Here is a 17,237-nt window from a genome sequence, read left to right on the forward strand (position 1 = left end):
GGGGTGACGGGATCATAACCGTGGGGGCGGTTGGCGTCTGCTTCCCTATCGGTCTCGTTTGCAGATGACATTGAGTTGTCGATGCGGGTCGGCTGATGTGAGTTTGCTCAGGGGCCACCGGTTTTGGTCGATGACTCCTGAGGGAGTGCCTATGGCGTTGGAAAGGTCATTCGTGTTGTTTCTGGCACTCCGAAAGCATTGAATAAACCGAGGTCAGAAATTTTTCCGGAGATTGCCTTTGGCGATTTGTTCCAAGACCTCCATGTAACGCTCAGGTGTGACGCCAGACATGTCGTAGGCGGTGGTGAATACGGGTGGAAAGTCTTTGCCGGGGACCTCGTACTTTGCCGAGACCTGCGTGATCAGAGTGTTGTAAAGGTTGATCAGTGTCGGGCAGCCTGCGTATTCGGGGAAAACGCGGACAGCTTCGTCCAGGCAGTCATACAGCGGGATGCTGTACATGTGCCCTTCGTTTTCCTCGACGCTGCCGTGAAATCGCCCTTGCGCATCTTTCAGGAAGTGCTTGAGCAGGTGGGGGTCAAGCACAGGTATGCCATTGCGTGGGTAACCTGCGTGAAACTGGCCGTTGATGATCACCAAGGGCATTACCTTAAGATCTTCGCGTCCGGCGAGTGCGGGGTAGTACGCTGCGCAAAACGCTTGCAGATTCTCGCGAACCCGCTCTGCTTTTCGGCTGGCCTGAGCCGTTTTGGTTTCTATTCCATTGTTGTCGAATATTTCGTTGTGATAGTCCAGCGCAGTGACAGGCGTGCGCCGGCTTCTGAGTTCGGCAATGACGATCAGGTTGCCAAAAGCGAACGTCATGTCGATTTCTTCGAATTTTTTCGGCGCGTATCTGAACTTTAGCGCCGCTGTCCAACAGAGGTGCTCGGCCAGAATGGGGTTATTCGATCGACACTCTTGCAGGACATTGAGGATGTCTTGCTCGAACAACTTGCCACGGCGCTTGGCTTTAGGATCGACGCGCTTCAGCCAAGTGTCGAAGTTGCGTCCGATGCTGGCGGTGAGCAGGGCACTTACCGGAAAACTTACCTGTTCATCGAGCACCAGCAGGGGCTGGCTCCAGAGGTCGTGCTGAAGGCTGCTGGCGTTATAGGAGAGCATGTCGATAACGATCCTCACGTCTTCGACCAGCATATTCGTGCAGTGCGCCAGGTGTGCGATCAACTCGTCCATCCGGAACCTCGGAGCAAAGGCGAGCACCTCGTCCCACTGCCTCGGCGAAGGTTTTGAGAGGTCCGCTTCTCTTATCTGAGCGGCAAGAACGGTCAGGTGAAACCAGACTTTCAAGACATTGCGCATTGTCTGGTCCCTGGCGTTGCTGGATGCCGGGTCCAGGATGGGATGCAAGTGCTGATCGATCATGTAATACGGCGCGGCTCGATGGTAGGCAGCCGACGTCTGCGCCTCTTCTGACAGGCCTCGCCAATGGGTGCTGGACAAGCTGCTGTCGGAGCTCTGGTAATGCAGGTATTGACCTTGATCCAACCGTACTTCAGTGATCAGGCGCCGACTTCTCATGTCGCGGACGATCTGCATGGCATTGGTGGCATTGTGGTGATCCCGGCGGTACTCGGAAATAGCTTTGATCAGATGCGGGTCCGGTGTTGTGGAAGCGAGAACCACGCCCTGGGGGTGCGGGAAAAACCGCGATTCCCCGTAGAGCAAGTCCTGCCAGATGCGCGAGAAGTTGTGAAACAACTGCACCATCGAGGTTTCATTCTCAAGAAGAGTGAACTTGTCCAGTTGGTGCGGGCGAGCTTCAGGAAAGAGCCGGTCGAGGTCCTCCCGGTGCTTGAGCAGCTCCCAGAACGCTCCGCACAGGCTGTCCAGACGATGCATGTTCAAGGTGTTGGGATCGACCTCGACGTTGCCGTAGGTCAAGGTGGACTTAAGGGCGAGGTGCTGTTCCAGCGACGCGTCGGGCCGCTCGGCCATAAGTTCCATCTGCTCCACGGAAATCCGGTAGAACGCATGATTGGCGGCACCCAGGTGCGCCTGAATCAGCTCGTTCGCACTCAGTGGATTGTCGCGGCAGAAGGTGAACTGCTTGCGCGTATTTTGCACGCGCTGGAAATGGTCATTTAGCCAGGCCACACCATTGAGGAAACCGCGTTCCTCGTTTCCTGGACCCCTTGTCCACTCATAAGCTTGAAGCCAACTGGATAGCTTGAATTCGGCCAGCATGGCCGGATGGGGAAGTTGTTTATCACGAGCTAATTTCAACAGCGTTGTCTGAGGCTGGTTCACGGCGAGAAGTCCTTATCTCAATTTTGCGAGAAATGATCTGCAACGCACCTGATGGCGCTGCCAGACCTTAATCCCTCGTACACCGCACATCAAGCCAGTCTCAGCGGCGAACAGATAGGACAGGGCCGTGAGGAAGGAGCCTGGTGCGCCTTTTTCAAGCCTTGAATTACCCTTGGAAATCTAGTTGCGTTGGGTTTGCCAGGATCATTGACTGCATCAATAACAACCATTAACGCAATCAGGTTCTCATATCAGCACCTCGGCGTAAGATCGGCTCCATTCCCAACCACTGCGCATCGGAGCACATCAACATGAAACGCCAAACCCTCCTCGGCATTGCCTTCTCACTCTTCGCCCTGAACGCGGTTGCCGCAGCCACCCAGACTGATCCACTGTTCAGCGACGCGGTTGCCGCAGCCACCCAGACTGATCCGCTGTTCAGCGACGCGGTCGCTGCAGCCACCCAGACCGACCCACTGTTCAGCGACGCTGTCGCCGCCGCAACTCAAACCGATCCACTGTTCAGTGATGCCGTCGCTGCCGATGGTTCGGATCGCCTCAAAGGTAATCTGGTTGCCGAAGGTGGTGCAGACCGTTTGCTCGAACGCCGTGCCGCGTGAATGCAGGGTTTGACCGCAGTACTCGACAAGAGCCCGGCCTTATCAGCCGGGCTTTTTTTTGCCTCGAACATCTGGAAACAACCTGTTGATTGCCAATCTGTAAATCGCCTGTTTGCATGCCCGTCCACATAAGCATGAAGGTCAAGGAGACGGTCAGTGAAAACCATGGTGGTTGGCGCAAGCAAAGGGTTGGGCAAAGCCTTTATCGATGGACTGGGTGAGCAGGGCGATACGTTGATTGGGGTTTCGCGTAGCCGTCCCGAAACGCTGCCCTCCAGGCCAGGGATCGAGGTGCGGTGGGTAGAGGCCGATCTGGCTGAACCCATGAAAGCTGTGTCGGTGATTGCGCAAGCGGTTGCCGAAGGCGGGCTGGATACGCTGATCTACAACCTGGGCATCTGGGAGGAGTTGGCTTTCGACCCCGCGTACGACTTCCTGGCTGATCACGACGATCAGGTGCAGGCGATCGTCAACTGCAACATTACGTCGACCATTGTGTTGATAAAACGCTTGCTGCCGGTGCTGCTGAAAAGCGCAAACCCAAGAATCATTCTGACCGGCTCGACCTCTGGCTTGGCGCAAAGTGGACGACCCGAGGTCACTTTCGGCGCTTCCAAGTTCGCACTACGGGGCATTGCCGATGCATTACGCGAAGGCTACAGGCAGCAACGCCTGGGCGTGACCTGTCTGAACCTCGGCTACCTGAATACCGACGATCCCCTCAGCACGCCCAGAGTGCTTGCCGAACAGCGCGGCGAGGGCAACGCCATTCCCGTACACGACGTCGTGCAGGTGGTGCGGATGATCTTGAGTCTGTCCTCGGCAAGCTTCGTCAAGGACCTGACCTTGCCGGCGATATTTGATGAGCGCTTCTGATGGTTGGTCCACCCCGCGCTAGCTGATGCACTGTGCTGGAGGGCGTGTTTCATCGGGCCAGGCAGGCACGCCATATTCATGCCTTTTCCGGCAACAGTGTTTGTCCCCGCGACCGATTTTTAGCTTGGCCATCAGCCCATACCATCGTCCTCAAGCCGCCGGCAATCAAGCCGAAGCGGCCACTCAACGAGACGGTGAACCTCATGAACATGACGAAAATGGCGATGGTTTTAGTACTGGGCAGTTTCGGCGCGCATGCGTTTGCAGAGAACGCTCCAGCGCAAGACACCCCGGTGCAGACTTACGGCTACTCGACCAACCTTGATATCGAACACGTGATCTCGATCACTGAGCCGGCAAATGAATGTGCCCCCGTGCCGGTGCAGATGACATATGAAGATTCCCATGGCGAGCGCCATGTTCTGCAATATCAAGTGATGGGTACCGGCTGTTCCAGTTGAGTCCGGTGCAGGCGATGGAGGGTCGACACTCCATGCCCGTCACACGCGGTTTTTTGCGCCAACGATGTCTTCATCCGATGCCAGCAACGCAGGTATCGACGCTTTGAGAAACTCCACCCAGGTTTTGATTTTCGCATCGACGAACTTGCGCGACGGATAGATCGCGAACAGGTTCAACTCCTCCAGCCGATACTCCGGCAATACCCTCACCAACGCTCCTGCTCTCAGGCCATCCACGGCCGATGCGATCGGCTGAATGCCGATACCCATGCCTTTCCTGATCGCGATGCTCATGCCGTCGGCGGTGTTGATGTGCAACGGCGACACCGGAATGGTGATGGTTTCCATGCCTTGCGGGCCTACGAACGTCCAGTTCTCCACCGGCATCACCGTGTTGACGATGCGCAGGCACTCATGCTGGCCAAGGCTGTGGGGCGAGTCGGGCGTTCCGTGTTTTGCCAGATAGCCCGGCGCCGCGCAAAGAATGCTGTAGGTGATGCCGAGACGCTGCGCGACGAAGCCGGAATCGGGCAAGTCGCGGGCCAGCACGATGGACATGTCATAGCCTTCTTCGAGCAGATCCGGCAGGCGATTGGTCAGGGTCAGGTCGAACATTACGCCGGGATGGATTTCGCGGTAGCGAGCGATGGCGTCGATGACGTAGTGGTTGCCGATGGCTGACATGGCGTGGATTTTCAAACGGCCGGCGGGCAGCGACTGAGCGGTGCCGGCTTCATCGTCGGCGTCGCGCACATCGTCGAGGATTTTTTCGCAGCGTTGCAGGTAGCGCACGCCGGCTTCGGTGAGGGCGAGGCGGCGTGTGGTGCGGTTGATCAGGCGGGTATGGAGGCGGGCTTCGAGGGCGGAAACGCTTTTGGAGACGTTGGTCGTGGTGGTGTCGAGCAGTTCGGCGGCCGCAGTAAAGCTGCCACTTTGTGCGACGGCGATGAAAAAACGCATGCTTTGGAACACGTCCATCGTTTTCGTCTCGATCAATAAGAGGGGAGAGTATAAAAGACGGCCTCGCAAGAGGCCGCTTATGGGTTGCAGTTCATTTTTGCCGCGCAATGAAACCCGGTACGCCAGTCTCCACGACCGAGTTGAAGCGGATCCGCGTCGTAATCTCTTGCTTGATCTCGTGCATTGCCCGCTGCGGCAGCGTGGCAATCTCGAAGTTTTCCTGAATATGCGCAGGCGTTGCAGACGTCGTCAGAAACGCCGTGCCACGTTGCACTGCCCAGGCCAATGCCACTTGCGCCGGGGTTTTCTGCACATGCCGGGCGATCCCGCTGAGCACGGCATCTTCCAGCACGTTCGGCTGCATGCCATGCCCCAACGGCGCGAACGCCAGAACGATGATGCCGTGCTGTTTGCAGAAATCGAGCATTTCCCATTCCGGCAAGTACGGGTGCGATTCGATTTGCACCACGGCGGGTTTGATCCGCGCCTCGGCAACGATCGCCTTCAGCGCATCAAGGGTGATGTCCGAGAGGCCAATGGACCGGCAACGGCCTTCATCCACCAGACTTTCAAGGGCGCGCCAAGTGTCGATCAGCTTGGTCTCGCCATCGTAGATGACGTGGCCGAACGGGTCGCGTGGGTCCTGGTCGTCGCCCGCTTTGAACGCGAATGGCGTGTGGATCAGGTAGCAATCGATGTAATCGGTCTGCAACCGCTGGCAGCTCGCTTCGAACGCCGGTTTGACCCGCTCGGGGCGATGGTTGGTGTTCCACAGTTTGGTGGTGACGAACACGTCTTCGCGGCGAATGTTGCCGGCTGCGAAAACCTGCTGGAACGCCACGCCGATCTGCTCTTCGTTGCGATAGCGTTCGGCACAGTCGAAGTGGCGAAAGCCGACTTCCAGCGCGCATTTGACCGCGTCGGTGGTGGTGCTCAAATCACGGAACAGCGTGCCGAACCCTACGGCGGGCATCGAGCCTGCGCCGTTGTTCAGCGGCCAGCGGGTGTCGCGAAGTTCATCGTGGAAGGCTTCGTAGGTCATGATTTTCTCCAGGGTCGATCATTACAACGGTTGTTGATCGGGGTGTTCACGCGCGGCGAGCTTTTGCTCCAGGACACCGACGGCATTGCCGCCGAGCGCGACGAACAATTGCACCGTGTCGAGATAGCGCGTGGTCTTCACGCGGATCTGTCCGAGCAGCGCCTGCTCGTAGGCGCGTTCAGCTTCGAGCACTTGCAGAACACTGTTTTCGCCTTGGGCGTAAGCCTGTTGGTTCAAACGCAAACTGCTGTCGGCGGCGCGCAAGGCGTCGTCCTGTGCAAGGTTTTGCTCGGTGCCGTGATTGATCGCTTGCAGGCTGTCAGCGATCTGGCCGAACGACGCGATGACGGTTTGCTGATAGAGCGCCAACGCCGCGTTATAGCCTTCAACTGCCGCCTGACGTTCGGCTTTGAGCGTGCCGCCATTGAAGATTGGCGCGCTCAGCCCGGCGGCGAATCCCCACAGTGCCGCGCCGCCGTTGCCGGAGGCGGCTTGTGCAAGCGAGGCGGAAAGTTCGATACGCGGGTAGAGATTGGCGGTCGCCACACCCACCGCCGCGCTGGCCATGTGCAGCTCGGATTGCGCTTGCAGGATGTCCGGGCGGCTACGGGCCATTTCCGAGGGCAGACTCACCGGAATGCTCGACGGCAAGGCGAAATCATCCAGGTTGAAGTCGGGCGCGACCCAATCCGCCGGGCCCTTGCCGGCGAGGATCGACAGCGCATGCCGCGCCGCATCGCGTTGCTGGGCGAGGGGCGGCAGCAGGGTGCGATCCTGGGCAAGGCGCGTTTCGGCCAGCGAGACGTCGATGCGCGTGGTGGTGCCGCTCTGCTGTGCGCGCTGGACCAGATCGAGGTTTTTCGCATCATTGCGCACCAGCGTCTGCACGGCTTCGATCTGTGCGTTGGCCGAGGCGAGCAGCAATGCCTGGCGCGCCACGTCACCGGTCAGCGTGAGGTACGCCGCTTCGTAACGATGTTTCTGCAAATCGGTCAGCGCTTGTTGGCCTTCAACCACACGTCTGTTGCCACCGAACGCATCCAGATCGAACGCAACCCGTGGCCCGATGGCGTAAACGTTCGCGATGCTCGGCTCAGCTTGGTTGTGGCTGCGCTGGCGTCCGGCGGTCGCGCCGAAATCCACTTGCGGATACAGCGCACCTTCTGCCGCTGAAACGGATGCCGCGGCTTGGCGAATCGTCGCGTCGGCCGCCACCAGTTCGAGGTTGCCGTCGATGGCGCGGCGCATCACCTGATCAAGTTTCGGTGAGCGCAAGGCTGTCCACCAGTCACCATGAATGCGTTGACCCATCGCGAAGCGCTGATCGGCCAATTGTCGTTCGGCCTGTCGATCGTAATGCTGCGACGAACTCGCGGCAGGGCGCTGAAAGTCGGGGCCGACGCTGCAGGCGCTGAGCATGACCAGCATCGCCAGCGCACTGAACATGTTCGGGATTGCACATTGGGTGAAGCACAGAGGCGTTTTCATTTTCCAGACTCCACAGGTTTGCGCAGAAACAACACCAGCGGGCTCACCACGAGCATCGCCATCATCAGGATCTTGAATTGGCCCATCACCGCGATGAACGCCGCTTGATGGGTCACCAGGTGGTTCAGGCTTTCAAGCGCTGGCAGCGAGGTCGGCAGCGTCACTCGGTAAGGGGTCAGTTGGCTGACCAGCGCCGCGTGCATCGCCTGGGTGTTGTTGAAGAAGCAGATCTGCACTACGGCTACGCCGAGGGTGCTGCCGTAAACGCGCATCAGGTTGAAGATGCCGGTGGCTTCCGGGCGCAGTTTTGCTTCGAGGGTGCTGAACGCCGCTTTGCTCAGCGCCGGCATCAAGATCCCGAGGCCGACCCCCTGAATGAGTCCGGTCACTGTCACGGGCGTCCAGTCCATCAACGGCGAGTAGCCGAGCATCAGCCAATTGGCGTACACCACCAGCGCGATGCCGGCGGCGATGAAGGCGCGGTTGTCGATCCACGCCGGTGCCCGGCCCATCAACAGGAACGCGCCGACCAGTCCGATGCCGCGCGGGATGGTCAGGAAACCGGTGGTGTCCGCTGGGTAGCCGAGGATTTCGTCGAGCATCGGCGAGGTCAGCGCCATGGTCGACAACAGCACGAAACCGAGGGCGAAGAACATCACCGTCGACAGCACGAAATTGCGGTCGGCCAGCAAACCCTTGCTGAGGAAATGCACCTTGGCGGTCCACCGATGCAGGATGAACAGGTACAGCCCGAGCGCGCACGCCACGGCTTCGATCCAGATTTCCGCCGAGTCGAACCAGTCCAGACGCTCACCACGATCAAGGAGCATTTGCAGAGCGATCATGCCGAGGGTGAAAGTGCCGAGGCCGAAGAAATCGAACGGTGGACGCTGTTCGGCTTTTTTCTCTGCGAGCAGTAACGTCGCCACGAGGAAGATGTAGGCGGTCAGCGGCAGGCTGGCGTAGAACATAGGGCGCCAATCGAAGTGTTCGCAGATCCAGCCACCGATGCTGGGTCCGCTGACGATGCCGAACAGTACCAGTGCCGTCCATTTCGGCGCGAACGCCGGTCGCCGTTCAGCGGGCAGGGTTTCCAGGGCAATGGCCATCGACAGCGGCGCAATCACGCCACTGGCTAGACCTTGCACAATGCGCGCGCTGATGAATTCCAGCGACGTGTCAGCCAGTGTGCCGAGCCACAGGCCGAGCGCGAACGCCACCAGCGCCAGTTGATAAACCCGCTTCAAACCGAAGCGTGCCGCGAGCCACTGCGCCACCGGCAACGTGATTGCGCTGGCCGCCAGGTAGGCCGTGAAAATCCACCCGGCCTGGTCGTCGGTCATCGACAGGCTGCCTTGAATCGAGCGCAAGGCCGCATTCGGCAATGGCAGATTGACCGATTGCAGGTAGGTCGCCAGCAGCGCGAAAAATCTCAGCGAACGCATCTCGGCGGTTGTCGTTTGGGCTTTCATCACGAGTGACCTGCGGACAACAACGACTTGAGCGGATACCACCAAGGCGTGCGGTGCCCGGTATCGACTTCGACTGTCGCGCTTGTGCCGGAAAACAGCGGCAGGGCCGGGTCGGCATCGTCAAGTTCGAGACGCACCGGGACCCGCTGCACGACCTTCACCCAATTACCCGTCGCGTTCTCTGGCGGCAGCAGGGCGAAGTCGGCACCGGCGCCAGGGCTGATGCTGGTTACGTGAGCTTTGAACGGGCGGTCCGGGTAGGTATCGAGGGTGATCGTCGCTGTCTGGCCAGGACGCATGTGCGTGAGTTGGGTTTCGCGGAAGTTGGCCTCGACCCAGATCTCGTGAGCGGAAATCAACGCGAACGCCGCGCCGCCGTTGTTGAGATAGTTGCCAACCTGCAGATCGTCAACCTTGGCGACGATGCCGTCGGCAGGCGCGGTGACTGTGGCGTAAGAAAGATAAAGCTGCGCCTGGTCGAGTTGGGCCTTGGCTTCGCGCACGGTCGGGTGGCGGTCGATAGCGATATCCGGATCGCCGTTGAGGGCGACGACGGTGCTGGCGATCTGTTGTTCGATGGCGGCGATGCGTTGGCGTGAGATTTTCACATCGGTTTCGGCGCGCTCGTAATTTGCGCGGGAGACGAACTCGGTGGCGATCAGGGCTTTTTTGCGGGCGAACTCTTTCTGATCGTAATCCGCCGACGCCTTGGCCGATTGCAACTCGGCCTGTTGCTGGCGATAGCTGGCCTTGAGGCCGTCGATGCGCAGGCGCGCGTTGCCCAGTTGCGCTTCGGCGCGGTCAACGGCGATCTGCAGTGGCTGGGGATCAAGGCGAAACAGCAACTGCCCTTTGTGCACGCGCTGGTTGTCGTTGACGGCGATCTCGATCACCTGCCCGGAAACTCGCGCATTGACCGAAGCTTTGGCGACGCGGGCGTAGGCGTTATCGGTGGCTACGAATGGCTCGTTTGCCACGTATTGGCTGTAACTGATCACGGCGAACAGAGCGGGTACACCAGCCATCAGCAGCGGGCGCAACGTTTGCTTGAGTGGTTTTTTCGCAGTGATGGGCTGTGCGCTGGCCTGTTCTGCGGTGAGATCAAAGGGTTTGGTCATGATCTGTTGTTCCCAATGTGCTGAACCCTGATTCGGGAAATCGGGCCAACCCGGGCAAATGCCTGCGGCCGCGACGTGATTAATTGCTGCGAGAAATCAAATCCGTGCGCGGTGGGGGAGGATCGCTCCGTACCGCTGTTTCGTCGTGGTCCCAGCCGATTCGAGCTGCGTTACAACAAACCTGCCGATCAAGGAATTTCTGGTTCCTTAATTTTGTGCGATGATGTAAGAATATGAGCGACGCTAAATCCATGCAAGGAATTTGTACGACATGGCACAAAATAAACCGACAGAAGGAAAGGGTCGTGGCCGTCCTCGCGCCTATGACCCGCAAACAGCGCTTCAACAAGCACTCGGGGTGTTCTGGAATACCGGGTATTCCGGCGCATCACTCGACAGTATTGCCACAGCGGCGGGGATGAATCGGCCGAGCCTGTACGCCGCGTTTGGCGACAAACACGCGCTCTACATCAAGGCACTCGATCAATATTGGCAAACCGCGCACGCCGCCATGCAGGCGGCGCTGTCCGACAGCAGCCTGACGTTGAAGCAGGCGCTGAACAGTTTTTATGAAGGGCAACTGGCGATCTATTTCTCCGGCGACGGACAGCCTCGGGGCTGCTTTGGCATCGGCACGGCGACCACCGAAGCCGTAGAGGACCCGGAAATTCGCGAGGTGCTTTCCGGGCGACTAAGCCAACTCGACGCCGACCTCGAAGCGCGTCTGCGCATGGCCGTTGATTGCGGTGAGTTGCAAGCTGATGTCGACGCCGCAGCATTGGCGGTGCTTGTGTCATCGCTGCTACACAGCATTTCGATCCGCGCGCGGGCTGGCAAAACCCGGGATGAACTGACGGCGCAGGCGAGTAAAGCCATTGCCTTCATCTGTGGTTGAAACAGTCATGCGCAGGCGCGGCGAATCTGATCAAGCATTTGAACGAGTGATCGAAGCTGGCGCTTCGACCCGCGCCGAAATCCACTCACGGCTGTAAGCCAGCACGCTTTCAGCAATGATTGTCGGAAAGTGGATGAAGCCGTGTGGGGAGGAGGGCAACAGATACACCTCGACGGGTGCTGAATTCATCCAGCGCTCGGCGATATCGAGGGTGTCGTCACGCAACGGATCCAGCTCACCGGCAAACATCAGGGCCGGCGGAAAGCCGCTGAAATCGCCGTACAGCGGGGACAGCGGCGGTTGGCGGCGCTGCTCGTCATTCAGCTCCGGCGTGAGCTTGCGCAGCGCTTCAACCATGCCAGGTCCGTCTAGCAGCAGGGTTTCTGGCGGTGCTTCGCGCACGCTCGGCGTTCCGGTCATGTCGTAGACGCCGTAATAGAGCAGTGCGCCGTTCACCCGTTGCAGCAACCCGGGCGAGTTTTTCAGCGCCAATAGCGTCGCCGCCGCCAGATGAGCGCCGGCCGATTCACCGACGACGATCACCGGCAGACCGGCAAATTCGTTCTGGCTGAGCAGCCAGCGGGCGGCTGCCACGCAGTCATCCATCACCCCTTCGATAGGCGTCGATACCGCCAGACGGTAGTCCACCGAGACGACCGCCACGTTGCACGTATTGACGATGGCGATGTTGAAGTTGTCATTCATCTGCGCATTGCCGATCACCCAGCCGCCGCCGTGGAAATCCAGCACCACGCCTTTGGCTCGACCCTTGGGCCGAATGATCCGCACGGCCGCGCCAAGATGATCAATCCTCTTTCGCTCAGCCAGGAGGCCATGCTTGCGCAACTTGCCTTCGCCGCCAATCTGACTGACACGCAGCAACGCCTGAATCAGGCGTGGCACGACGCGATTGCGGATTTTAAAGCGCGGCAACCAGGCGAGTTTCTTGTTGAAATCGCGCACTTGCGCCAACTCGCGCTCGCCTTCGGGCCATGGTGCTTTACCGGGGGAGTGGGGCATCAGCGATTCTTGACCAGAATGGAAAAATTCAAGGCAGCGGCAACACACAGCCACGCCAGATACGGGAGCAAAATCAAGCCAGTGATCAAATCAAGCTGCACAGCCATCACCACCATTGCCGCGACCACCAGCCAGAGCAGCGTCAGGATCACCATCCCGGCAACAATGTGATGCGCGCCAAAGAATACCGGCGTCCACAAGGTATTCAGCGCAATCTGCGCGGCCCATAAAGCCAGCACCGTCTGGCTCCCGGGGATCAGGCTTAAGCGATAGCCGGCCCAGGCCAGCAACAGATAGATCACCGTCCAGGCCACCGGAAACGCCCAGTTCGGTGGGGTAAAGCCGGGTTTGGCCAGCGATTCGTACCACTGGCCCGGTTTGAAAATGATGCCCGTGCTCGCGGCCGCCGCGCAGGCCAGAAGGAAAATGAAAAAGGTCATTGCCAGTCCTTAGCTGTGGTCAGCTTAACGGGGGTGTAAACAAAGGACGCCCCGTGGCGCGAAAAGTTTGCATTGAACAATGACATTTATTGAAGCATCTGCTGTTCGTGATGAGGTTGAACCAAGAGCTGACTGGTCAGTCAGGATAGTCAGTACCTCTTCTTTCCAACGCGGATGAAACCATGCACACCTATCTTCTGAAATACCAGTTCAACGGCGAGCCTCGTGAACATTCACTCGAACTCAAACAGCCACGACTCGCCGATCACGAGGCCGCGATGCATCTTCTGGAATTGCATTATGGCGATGCGGAAAACAGTCTGCTCATGCCCACGGCAGATTCCACGCCGCCAGAGATCCTTGCGCAAGCCGAGAATCGAGGCATCACGCAGATTCGGGTCGAAGGCTAACACCTGTCCCTGAGGGAGTGGGTTTGCTCGCGAAGGGGCCGTATCAGTCAGGACTAATTCACGCTGAAACGCCACCTTCGCAAGCAAAGTCAGGGTAAGACAGTGGACTCCGGCTCATCCCCTATGCAGTCGGGTGCATTTGGGCCGATGTCGATCATGGCGGCGGAGACCCGGGGCAACTCTCTGAAACCCCAGCTCAAAGGCCCGCCATCAGCCACCAGATCGTAAATTTCACTTTCACCCAGCAGTTGCCCGTTGCGCTGATCGTACAGACGAAAAAACGCCGGTATCTCCCACCGGGGAAACCAGGCAAGCGGCACCGTTTCGTCCGGATGGGGGCGGGGGTGAAAAATGCGGGGCAGTACCCAGAAGGGTTTGAAATCCTGAACCCGGTAGCAACCGTTGGGACTGATGCGCGCTGCGCCCGAAGGCGTTGCCAGGGCTTTTTCCCACCATTGGGAAGCGGCCCACAACGCGACCCATGAACCAACGCAGAAGAAAAGCGCCGCAAGGATTTGTCGGGAAGGTTTGGTCATGTTCGCGGACCTTTCACGGACCTGCCGTTCAGACACGCCGATGTGCCGCGTGTGGCAGCCTGCGCATTTTCAATCCGGTGCATGGTGACATCCTGTCGCAAAAGGTCGGCAATTGTGCCGGTTCTGGAAATCCAGTCAAACAGCTGTTCCCCGTCACCCAAGTCCCCCATGTGGGAAATCTATAAAAAGTTATCGATATGGCCGAAACACGCGTGCCATGGACCAATCGCGCAGCCATTTCGATCCAGAGTCAATCTGTCATATTCGGTATCACTTCATTGCAGATAGTAGCCAGCCCAATGCTTATTCCATGAGGCTGCACTGTGTTCCAACGTCTTCTGTGTTCGCTGTCCGTTCTGAGTCTGTCCATCGCCGCTGCCCATGCCGCCGAGCCTGTTGCTCTCGATACGCCGCGCCTGACAAGCATCGACAACTTCCGTGATATCGCCGGCCTCACCACGGCCTATTCCACGGCCCATGACGGCACGATGCGCAGTGGCGTGTTCTACCGTTCGAATGCGCTGACGCCGTCGACGGCGGATCTGGCGACGCTCAACAGCCTTGGCATCAAAGCCGTTTACGACCTGCGCACCCCCAGCGAAATCGCCGCTACACCGGACACGATGCTCAGCGGCGCGACCTACGAAAACATCGACATCATCGGCAGCACCACCTCCGGCTCGAACATTACCAACATCTCATTCAACAGCGCCGCCGACGCGATCGCCATGATGGAACAGACCAACCGCGCGTTCGTCAGCGACGCGGGGATGCGCGGTCAGTTCGCCAAACTGTTCAATGAGCTGGCTAGTGTTGACGCTGCTCAACTGTTCCACTGCACTGCCGGCAAGGACCGCACGGGCTGGACGGCGGCGGTATTGCAGAGCATCGCCGGGCTCGATAGCGCGTCGATCATGGCCAACTACTTGGCGACCAACGATTACACTGCCGCCCGCGTCGCCGCGACCCTCAAAGCCATGCCGCCAAGCATGGCCGCCATTTACGCGCCGCTGCTCGGTGTGGAGGCCAGCTACTTGCAGGCCGGTCTCGATGAAGTCAGCGCGCAATACGGCAGCATGGACAACTACCTCAAGCAAGGTCTGGGGCTGTCGCAGGAAACGATCTATGTGCTGCGCGGCAAACTGGTCGAGTACAACAGTCTGCCGGGGCAGGCGGGACTGGTCGGCAATGCGGCCGCAGGTGCCGAGTTGTTGCGCCAGTTGCAGAACACCAATCTGTCCGGCACCTACAGTGCCTACAACTATTATCTGCAGTCGGCCATCGACGCCGGCACTCTGGGCGGTGTCGAGTCCACGGTCGGTGGCCAGGTTCACGCCGATGCGGCCAGCTACCTGCTGCGCCAGAACGCGCTGATCGAACAGGCTGCCGCCCCGTTCGCCAGCGGCACCGATCTGCGAGTCGGCCAATATCGTTTGTGGACGACCGCGCTCGCCGGCTATTTGGGCACCGACGGTTCCGCGCACGCTGACAGCAGCAACGAACACAGCCAGGGCCTGATGGTCGGCATCACCCAGCGTTTCAGCGAACAACTCAGCGCCCGTGGTGGCTTCGGTTATAGCAAGGGCTCGGTGGGAGGGGCGGGTGGCGAAGCGGATACTGATTTCACCTTCTTCAACATTGGCGCCCGTTATGGCTTCGCCAGTCTGGAGCGCGGCTTCTATATAGATGCCAACGCCAGTGCCGGTTACACCGACTACGACAGCAAACGTGACCTCGGCGGTGGTCTCGGTTCAGCCAAGGGCAGCACTCACGGCAATCTGACGGGGGCGACTTTGGCATTGGGCTATCGCGTGCCGGTGAGCGGCATGACGCTGGAGCCGAGTCTCGGGGTGCGCGTCAGCCATCTCGATCTTGCCGGCTTCAAAGAGAAGGGCAGCGAGCTTTCTCTGGATGTCGATGACAACACGCAAACCCGTCGCAGCGCTGTGGCCAATCTCGACGTGTCCTTCGCCCCGATTGCCTTAGGCAATTGGCAACTGGTGCCGGGTGCGCGCGTGGGTTACGAACATGTACTCGGCGAGCATCAGGTCGATAGCGAAGGTCACTTGTTGGGACTGGATATCGAACAACGCGCTGCATTCGACAATCGCGATCAGTTCAGCGGTGGCGTCAATCTCATGGCCAGCCTTGGCCCGGTCAGCGTGGGGGCAGAAGTGGGGGGCAGCGGTGGTGGCGACAGTCACGGCTTCGCCGGGAGCCTCAAGGCCAGTTATTCGTTCTAACTGTCATGGACTCCGGCCGCCCCGGTTTGGCGGCCGGACGCTTAGCGGCCCGACCGGGATTTCAAGTCTGCCGGGCTGACGCCATAAGCATTCTGGAAGTACTGGCAAAACCGCCCGACATTGCTGAAGCCAAACCGCAACGCCACCTCAGTCACCGAGTTAGCGTGACGTTGTACCAGCGCCTCATAAGCCCGCTGCAACCTCACCTGACGCTGATACGCCACAATCGACGTCCCGACAAACCGACGAAACCCTTCCTGAAGCGCCCGCTGACTGACATTGCTCAACCGCGCCAGATACACGCCGCTGACCAACTGCTCCGGATGTGCCTGAATAAAATCCACCGCCAACTTCACATGCCGTGGCGCAATCAGGGGCGCTGGACGGCGTAGTGCTTGAGTGAAATTGTGCGGCCACGCCTCCAGCACCGCATCGACCAGCATTTCCCGCAGACGTGACGGCATGAGTGTGCCGGTGTTGATCAACAGATCGAACTCGCTGCCCGTCGCCAGATCGATCAACGCCTTGATGCCCTGAAATGCTGCCGTGTTCAGATCGACCACCGGTTCGAAGGCGATCTTTTGCAGAATCGGTTTGCCCAACAAGGTCGATAACCGTTCGGTGAGTTGATTGCGATTGATCGAAATGCCGTGCTGGGCATGGTTGTCGAGAAAGTACATTGAGCGAATTTCGGCTTTGTCGATGGCCAGGCCGATGTGCGCAGCGCCGACGGACTCGGTGGTGTGATGGAAAACGACCTTGCCGGAAGTCGGGATGACGAAGGTGATTTCGTCTTGCGGGTTGGGGAAGGACACCGAGAAGTCGCCGTAGTAATGCATGCGGCGGAAGCTGACACCTTCATGCCGTCCATAGACGCCGCCGATGATGATGTTTGAGGGCGGTGGCGGTGTGTCTCTATAGCGATTACCAAACATAGTCGAGAAGAGGGCGCCGAAGTCGTCGCTGCGCAGACCTTCGGAGCGGAGGATAATTTTCTGACGGGACGGGGATGGGAACAACTCGGTCGGTTCCTTTAGTAGTGGGCGCTTGGGTTGAGGTCGGGAGGGGGACGTTAGCAGGTGGGGATAACAGGATTGTGACGGTTGGCCAGGGTTGCGCTGAGCGCCGTCTATATATAGTCGGCGCAAGAAGCGCTGTATTCGATGGGGTTTTCTCGTCAGGCAAAAGAATTTTCAGAGGGGGGTTGACCACGAATTCCAGTCCTGTATTATTCGCCTCCCGCTGACGAGGACTTTGAAACTGGTTAGCGCAAGTGATTGATTTAAATGAAAATAATCACTTGACAGCAAATGAGGCTGCTGTAGAATGCGCGCCTCGGTTGAGATGAAAGATCTTAACCAACCGCTCTTTAACAACTGAATCAA

General features: G+C 59.0%; 16 protein-coding genes. 6 read left to right on the plus strand and 10 right to left on the minus strand.

Annotated elements, in window-relative coordinates; all coding sequences use genetic code 11:
- Positions 1-213 precede the first annotated feature (213 nt).
- Positions 214-2,271, minus strand: coding sequence for a hypothetical protein (locus tag AC3WMT_RS30395; RefSeq protein WP_103307357.1), 2,058 nt, complete (start codon positions 2,269-2,271; stop codon positions 214-216).
- A gap of 311 nt (positions 2,272-2,582) precedes the next feature.
- Here AC3WMT_RS30395 and AC3WMT_RS30400 point away from each other — a divergent pair, with 311 nt between their 5' ends.
- The 3 genes from AC3WMT_RS30400 (at position 2,583) to AC3WMT_RS30410 (ending at position 4,228) form a co-directional block, all read left to right on the plus strand.
- On the plus strand, positions 2,583-2,891 hold the full coding sequence (locus AC3WMT_RS30400) for a hypothetical protein (protein ID WP_103307358.1): 309 nt from the start codon (positions 2,583-2,585) through the stop codon (positions 2,889-2,891).
- A gap of 156 nt (positions 2,892-3,047) precedes the next feature.
- Positions 3,048-3,767 (plus strand): SDR family NAD(P)-dependent oxidoreductase, encoded by a 720-nt coding sequence (locus tag AC3WMT_RS30405; protein WP_103307359.1) that lies wholly within the window; start codon positions 3,048-3,050, stop codon positions 3,765-3,767.
- A 203-nt stretch (positions 3,768-3,970) separates the two neighbouring features.
- Positions 3,971-4,228, plus strand: a complete 258-nt coding sequence (locus tag AC3WMT_RS30410; RefSeq protein ID WP_103307360.1) for a DUF2790 domain-containing protein — start codon at positions 3,971-3,973, stop codon at positions 4,226-4,228.
- 39 nt (positions 4,229-4,267) lie between these two features.
- On the opposite strand, the gene AC3WMT_RS30415 is transcribed toward AC3WMT_RS30410, so the two are convergent.
- The 5 genes from AC3WMT_RS30415 to AC3WMT_RS30435 all read right to left on the minus strand — a co-directional run bounded on the left by AC3WMT_RS30415 (position 4,268) and on the right by AC3WMT_RS30435 (position 10,308).
- Positions 4,268-5,206: a LysR family transcriptional regulator gene (locus AC3WMT_RS30415; RefSeq protein ID WP_103307361.1), complete on the minus strand. Its 939-nt coding sequence runs from the start codon at positions 5,204-5,206 to the stop codon at positions 4,268-4,270.
- 73 nt (positions 5,207-5,279) lie between these two features.
- Entirely contained in the window at positions 5,280-6,230 is a 951-nt protein-coding gene (locus AC3WMT_RS30420) for an aldo/keto reductase (RefSeq protein ID WP_103307362.1), read from the minus strand.
- Positions 6,231-6,251: 21 nt separating this feature from the next.
- The gene (locus AC3WMT_RS30425; RefSeq protein WP_103307363.1) at positions 6,252-7,718 is read right to left on the minus strand and encodes an efflux transporter outer membrane subunit; all 1,467 of its coding nucleotides are present in this window, start codon (positions 7,716-7,718) and stop codon (positions 6,252-6,254) included.
- Entirely contained in the window at positions 7,715-9,190 is a 1,476-nt protein-coding gene (locus tag AC3WMT_RS30430; RefSeq protein ID WP_103307364.1) for a DHA2 family efflux MFS transporter permease subunit, read from the minus strand. Before AC3WMT_RS30430 ends, AC3WMT_RS30425 begins: the two co-directional genes overlap by 4 nt.
- Positions 9,190-10,308 (minus strand): HlyD family secretion protein, encoded by a 1,119-nt coding sequence (locus AC3WMT_RS30435; RefSeq protein WP_103307365.1) that lies wholly within the window; start codon positions 10,306-10,308, stop codon positions 9,190-9,192. The genes AC3WMT_RS30430 and AC3WMT_RS30435 overlap by 1 nt, the downstream gene beginning before the upstream one ends.
- Positions 10,309-10,579: 271 nt before the next feature.
- Between AC3WMT_RS30435 and AC3WMT_RS30440 the strand changes: the two genes are divergently transcribed.
- The gene (locus AC3WMT_RS30440) at positions 10,580-11,203 is read left to right on the plus strand and encodes a TetR/AcrR family transcriptional regulator (RefSeq protein WP_103307366.1); all 624 of its coding nucleotides are present in this window, start codon (positions 10,580-10,582) and stop codon (positions 11,201-11,203) included.
- 30 nt (positions 11,204-11,233) lie between these two features.
- Here AC3WMT_RS30440 and AC3WMT_RS30445 read toward each other — a convergent pair whose 3' ends face one another.
- Both AC3WMT_RS30445 and tspO read right to left on the minus strand, forming a co-directional pair.
- The gene (locus tag AC3WMT_RS30445; protein WP_103307367.1) at positions 11,234-12,223 is read right to left on the minus strand and encodes an alpha/beta hydrolase fold domain-containing protein; all 990 of its coding nucleotides are present in this window, start codon (positions 12,221-12,223) and stop codon (positions 11,234-11,236) included.
- Positions 12,223-12,663, minus strand: coding sequence for a tryptophan-rich sensory protein TspO (gene tspO / locus AC3WMT_RS30450; RefSeq protein WP_103307368.1), 441 nt, complete (start codon positions 12,661-12,663; stop codon positions 12,223-12,225). Before tspO ends, AC3WMT_RS30445 begins: the two co-directional genes overlap by 1 nt.
- 182 nt (positions 12,664-12,845) lie before the next feature.
- Between tspO and AC3WMT_RS30455 the strand changes: the two genes are divergently transcribed.
- A complete protein-coding gene (locus AC3WMT_RS30455; protein ID WP_103307369.1) occupies positions 12,846-13,073 on the plus strand; it encodes a hypothetical protein in 228 nt (75 codons plus the stop codon).
- An 89-nt stretch (positions 13,074-13,162) separates the two neighbouring features.
- Here AC3WMT_RS30455 and AC3WMT_RS30460 read toward each other — a convergent pair whose 3' ends face one another.
- Entirely contained in the window at positions 13,163-13,609 is a 447-nt protein-coding gene (locus AC3WMT_RS30460) for a hypothetical protein (RefSeq protein ID WP_103307370.1), read from the minus strand.
- Between the two features lie 323 nt (positions 13,610-13,932).
- On the opposite strand from AC3WMT_RS30460, the gene AC3WMT_RS30465 reads away from it, so the two are divergent.
- Complete coding sequence (locus AC3WMT_RS30465) at positions 13,933-15,852, plus strand: tyrosine-protein phosphatase (RefSeq protein WP_103307371.1); 1,920 nt, start codon at positions 13,933-13,935, stop codon at positions 15,850-15,852.
- Positions 15,853-15,893: 41 nt separating this feature from the next.
- On the opposite strand, the gene AC3WMT_RS30470 is transcribed toward AC3WMT_RS30465, so the two are convergent.
- Complete coding sequence (locus tag AC3WMT_RS30470) at positions 15,894-16,871, minus strand: AraC family transcriptional regulator (RefSeq protein ID WP_103307372.1); 978 nt, start codon at positions 16,869-16,871, stop codon at positions 15,894-15,896.
- Between the last annotated feature and the right edge of the window lie 366 nt (positions 16,872-17,237).

The sequence above is a fragment of the Pseudomonas sp. FW305-7 genome (assembly GCF_058786735.1).

What these genes read in the sequence shown, in the direction of transcription:
- AC3WMT_RS30400 (WP_103307358.1), top strand. Translation starts at nt 2,583, where the DNA reads ATGAAACGCCAAACCCTCCTCGGCATTGCCTTCTCACTCTTCGCCCTG.
- AC3WMT_RS30410 (WP_103307360.1), top strand. Translation starts at nt 3,971, where the DNA reads ATGAACATGACGAAAATGGCGATGGTTTTAGTACTGGGCAGTTTCGGC.
- AC3WMT_RS30415 (WP_103307361.1), bottom strand. Translation starts at nt 5,206, where the DNA reads ATGGACGTGTTCCAAAGCATGCGTTTTTTCATCGCCGTCGCACAAAGT.
- AC3WMT_RS30420 (WP_103307362.1), bottom strand. Translation starts at nt 6,230, where the DNA reads ATGACCTACGAAGCCTTCCACGATGAACTTCGCGACACCCGCTGGCCG.
- AC3WMT_RS30425 (WP_103307363.1), bottom strand. Translation starts at nt 7,718, where the DNA reads ATGAAAACGCCTCTGTGCTTCACCCAATGTGCAATCCCGAACATGTTC.
- AC3WMT_RS30430 (WP_103307364.1), bottom strand. Translation starts at nt 9,190, where the DNA reads ATGAAAGCCCAAACGACAACCGCCGAGATGCGTTCGCTGAGATTTTTC.
- AC3WMT_RS30435 (WP_103307365.1), bottom strand. Translation starts at nt 10,308, where the DNA reads ATGACCAAACCCTTTGATCTCACCGCAGAACAGGCCAGCGCACAGCCC.
- AC3WMT_RS30440 (WP_103307366.1), top strand. Translation starts at nt 10,580, where the DNA reads ATGGCACAAAATAAACCGACAGAAGGAAAGGGTCGTGGCCGTCCTCGC.
- AC3WMT_RS30445 (WP_103307367.1), bottom strand. Translation starts at nt 12,223, where the DNA reads ATGCCCCACTCCCCCGGTAAAGCACCATGGCCCGAAGGCGAGCGCGAG.
- tspO (WP_103307368.1), bottom strand. Translation starts at nt 12,663, where the DNA reads ATGACCTTTTTCATTTTCCTTCTGGCCTGCGCGGCGGCCGCGAGCACG.
- AC3WMT_RS30455 (WP_103307369.1), top strand. Translation starts at nt 12,846, where the DNA reads ATGCACACCTATCTTCTGAAATACCAGTTCAACGGCGAGCCTCGTGAA.
- AC3WMT_RS30460 (WP_103307370.1), bottom strand. Translation starts at nt 13,609, where the DNA reads ATGACCAAACCTTCCCGACAAATCCTTGCGGCGCTTTTCTTCTGCGTT.